This is a genomic window from Vibrio sp. OPT46 (assembly GCF_015163535.1).
GTDB lineage: Bacteria > Pseudomonadota > Gammaproteobacteria > Enterobacterales > Vibrionaceae > Vibrio > Vibrio alginolyticus.
Window position 1 is genome coordinate 6,816 of the sequence record NZ_JADDYG010000359.1, and the last position, 3,954, is coordinate 10,769.

Consider the following 3,954-nt stretch of genomic DNA (forward strand, 5'->3'; position numbering starts at 1 on the left):
CATTTGGTGAGTTCAGAGCCAGTATATGAATCGCTTGGTGTTACTTCGTTTCCATTCTTGCGCAACGTGTGTCCAATCTTGCTGTTTCGTGCTAATTCAGAAAACTGCTGGTAGTTTTCGCAGTCACGAAAGGCCGTCGGTGTAACGCCATAATGTTGTTTGAAGGCTTTGGCTAAGCTCTGTGAGCTAGAAAATCCGTACTCTAGGGCAATGTTTAATACCGGTTGCTTGGATTTGAATAAGTCATCGGCGGCGGCTTCTAGACGTAAACGTCGAATGAAATCAGCCAATGTCTCGCCTTGCACGGCTTTGAAGGTACGATGAAAGTGATAAGGGGAAAGGTTCGCCAGCGCAGCCACTTCTGGCAGGTTGAGTGGTTCATTAAAGTGTTGTTCTAAATAACGAATCACAGGAACCAGTCGTTGGTGGTAGTCGACGCGCATCGGGGTATTTCCTTGTTCTGTTCAGCTTGTATTCTCTGCTCAAAGCCTACCGCAATCCAACAAGCTTGCAAGGGAGCAGGGTGAGAAATGCGTGGCGAGATGAGCGTCAATCAGTCACACTCAACGAGCAGATGTTTAAGCAAAAACGTTGCGCTTATTATCTTTACTAACCGCTAGGACAATCATGATAGCTTGGAAACAGTCTCTGCCAGAGTACGAATGGCTCATTCATCAAATTTGGTACTTGGAAGTGCCAGAGGGTGAAGTCATTGACCCCAAGCCGCACCTTATTCCAAACCCGCGTGCTCATTTACTCTTTACGCCATCAGAGCAAGGCTACAGCTACGACACGGGAGACACAACGCTTGCTGGCAAAGGCTGCCACTTATTAACGGCTAACGAACATTTACTGTTGTTGGAAGATACGGCTCCCATCAAGCGTATCGGTATCACCTTTCGCCCAGAGGGTTTGTATGCCATTGAGTCACTTTTTAATGATGCATCCCAAGTTAGTGCAATTAACCAATGCGAATGGTTTGAGTGGCTTAACGTGGCGTTTGACGAGCGCTTTCAACTGGGTCTATGGCAGCTAGAGTTGCAAGATTCACCGCAATGGTTGCTGAACTACATCAAACAACATCTAGATGCGTTAGATACCGACCCTTGCCGTACCAAACCGTTTTTGGCATCACAAAAAGCGGTATCCGTGATGGACGCTCAAGCACTACGCTCACCTGAGTTAGCGATGGATATTGATGAGATAGCCAAACAGTGCGCCTGTTCTCGAAGAACGCTTGAGCGCAGTTTCAAGCAAGTGGTGGGGTTGAGCGTTAAGCAGTATCAACAAATGGCACGTCTGGAGCAGATGATTTTGACTCTCTACAAGCAACAAGAAGCGATTGATTGGGCGAGCTTCTCACAGCAATTTGGTTTCAGTGACCAATCACATTTGATTCGTACCCTCAAACAGCAGCTAAGAAAAACGCCGAGCAAATACTTGAAAAAGCGCGACTTAACCATCGATATCTATGGCGACTTTGAGTCGTAATTCATTGCTAATCAGCCCGAAAGTTGTCGCAAAAATCCAATTTTTCTCTTATCCGCTGAGCTACTATTTTCAGCAGATAACGAGGTAACACATGTCATATCAAAAACTAAAACAAGGCGAAGCCATCCCATTTAACGAATCGTTGACTATCCAACTGATTCAAGGCTCTGATCTACAAGATATTATCGAGATGTTGAACGATGATAAGGTCAATCAGTATCTGTTCTTCGCACCTGCTGACAACAGCCTATATGAGGGTTTCTTTGGCCCTATTATTGAAAATACGGCACAAGCGATTAAAGACAGTGTTTGGCCAGATAGCCCAACGTTCGTGATTCGTGACCAACAAGGCCAGTACATGGGTATGTGTGCAGTGACCGCAGTGATGTTCTTAACTGGCAACTACGAAGTAGGTTATCAATTACCAACTTGTGCATGGGGTAAAGGCGTTGCGACTCGCGCTTGCCAAATGATGACCGACATTGGCTTTACTGAGCTAAACGCCCATAAAGTCAGTGCCGATTGCTACGCTTCTAATGCTGGTTCTTACAAGACGTTAGAGAAAAATGGTTTTACTCAAGAAGGCCGTCAGAAAGACTACTACAAACTAGAGCAAGGCTTTGACGACAAGCTTTACTACGGTATGACCGCAGAACAATTCGCGTCTTTAAATCGCTGATTATTAGCCGACAAAAAAGTAGCGAACAAAAAAGGCCGTTAACCCACATGCTCGGGTTAACGGCCTTTTCTATATTCAGCGCTAAATGGCTAAGACTTAGTTGCCTTGGTTTTGGCTTTGAAGCTTCTCTTTTGCTTCTTCAACCTTTGAGAAATCCAATCCCAACTCGTCTACGGCTTCTTTAATTAGCGCAGGGTTTTGCATCACTTGCGCCATCAGCATTTGTAGCTTGTCTTGTGGCAAACCTAGTTGGCTGATTGTTGCCATTGCCGCTAGAGGGTTTTGCGTCAGAGTCTGAAAAATCTCGTTGATTTGTTCGTCGCTGATATTGTTCTCTTTCAGCAAGGCGATAATTGGGTTCATCATATTTCCTTTCAATCATTCATTGGATGACACTGAGGTGCAGTGTATCACTCGGTTACCGGTGTTTGTACTAGCTGAATAATTGGGGCTCCCGCTCAACATTTCAATACCCCGTTAGCTCCATGTAACCAGTCCCAGAATGAGAGCCCTCAATACGTACTGGGCCTTCCCAATAAGGTACCGAAAGCGGCATTTTCGCGTTCGGGTTGAGAGCAGAAACGGTAAGATCAATTTGCTGATTTGGAATCGACACTTGCCACTGGGTTGGATACTTTCGCCCTTGGATTTCTGTTTGCTTGGTTGCTATTAAGCGAATGTCTTTTTGAGAAATGGCGATGCCAGAGCCATCTTGCTGCATCAGCTTTGCGCTGGCGTAACTAGCTTGTCCGGTTTTGGAATCCCGCAACTGGAACACCACCAAGCTAGTTTTGTCACTCAACCTCAGAGCAAACCAGTCCCAGCCTTGTTGTGAGTCGAGTAAGAATTGCGAGCTCCACTCTCGATCTATCCAGCCTTTGCCGGATACTTGATGGGTTTTGCCATCGATCGTGACTTCACCGGAGACATCAATAAACGGTTGGCTGTAGTAATACGAAGCCACCTGACCATCGCCACTTTTGGTACTGTAACCTTGCTCGCCTTGCTTTTGATAAGGCGCAGTGCTGGTAAGCGTCAGCGAATAGCCAAACTGTTTGGAGTTTGCATTCAATGTGGCAGGGAAGAGGTCGTTGGTTGAAGAGGTCCACTGCCAATCATCGAGGTAAACCCGAAATGGAGACGTATCAACACCTGCTAGAGAGGATTGAGCGCGTGACCATTTTTCATCGGCGTAGTGTTTGTCCGTTGTCGTGACCGCGCTGTGCGCCATGTAGATTTGTTGAGCTTGCCACTCGGTTTTCTTCACGTCATCTTCGTCCGTTGGCGGCGCAGCAGCAAAGCGAAATTGTGTCCATTGAACGCCAAGTGGGTTGCCGTCTTCATCAATTAAGTTAGCGGTTAAGTACCACCATTCATGACGAAAGTTTGGGTGCGCTTGATGATCGGTAGGAAAGGTGAGTTCCACCCCTTTTTCTACGGGAGTGAATAGGTTGCTCTCGCTTTGCGTATCTCCGCTTCCCAGCAACGTGCCCATATTTTTTTGTTGGGCATCTTCACAACCGAACAGGAATAAACTGCTTATGAGTAGAGTAAGCTTGCTTGCCAATCGAACCATCACAACACCTCGCTTTGCAAACTGGATACGACAGGCTTGCTGACCAATCGCCACAGCGGAATCAAGGTTGCAATCACCGCCACCAAGATGGTGATCGCCGCAATACTGAGCGCATCACTCCAATTCCACAGATAATTTAAGCTCCAACCAAAAGCGCGTAAGGTGACGATGTCTGTCAGCACATAACCCACCATTGCTCCGAGGGGCA

6 protein-coding genes are annotated in these 3,954 nt (G+C 46.7%); 2 read left to right on the forward strand and 4 right to left on the reverse strand.

What is annotated here, in order from left to right; translation table 11 throughout:
• Positions 1–443: helix-turn-helix domain-containing protein (locus tag IQR33_RS33285; protein WP_228013937.1), on the reverse strand; the 443-nt coding region annotated here is incomplete at its 3' end.
• 184 nt (positions 444–627) lie between these two features.
• Here IQR33_RS33285 and IQR33_RS16650 point away from each other — a divergent pair.
• Both IQR33_RS16650 and IQR33_RS16655 read left to right on the forward strand, forming a co-directional pair.
• On the forward strand, positions 628–1,491 hold the full coding sequence (locus tag IQR33_RS16650) for a helix-turn-helix domain-containing protein (RefSeq protein WP_193837804.1): 864 nt from the start codon (positions 628–630) through the stop codon (positions 1,489–1,491).
• A 91-nt stretch (positions 1,492–1,582) separates the two neighbouring features.
• Positions 1,583–2,170 carry a GNAT family N-acetyltransferase gene (locus tag IQR33_RS16655; RefSeq protein WP_017634515.1) on the forward strand — a complete coding sequence of 196 codons (588 nt, stop codon included), beginning with the start codon at positions 1,583–1,585 and terminating at the stop codon, positions 2,168–2,170.
• Between the two features lie 96 nt (positions 2,171–2,266).
• Here the strand turns inward: IQR33_RS16655 and IQR33_RS16660 are convergent, their stop codons facing one another.
• The 3 genes from IQR33_RS16660 to IQR33_RS33290 all read right to left on the reverse strand — a co-directional run.
• Entirely contained in the window at positions 2,267–2,533 is a 267-nt protein-coding gene (locus IQR33_RS16660; protein ID WP_004746427.1) for a DUF2999 family protein, read from the reverse strand.
• Positions 2,534–2,636: 103 nt separating this feature from the next.
• Positions 2,637–3,746, reverse strand: a complete 1,110-nt coding sequence (locus IQR33_RS16665; protein WP_193837803.1) for a lipocalin-like domain-containing protein — start codon at positions 3,744–3,746, stop codon at positions 2,637–2,639.
• Positions 3,746–3,954: hypothetical protein (locus IQR33_RS33290; protein ID WP_228013938.1), on the reverse strand; the 209-nt coding region annotated here is incomplete at its 5' end. The genes IQR33_RS16665 and IQR33_RS33290, both read right to left, overlap by 1 nt.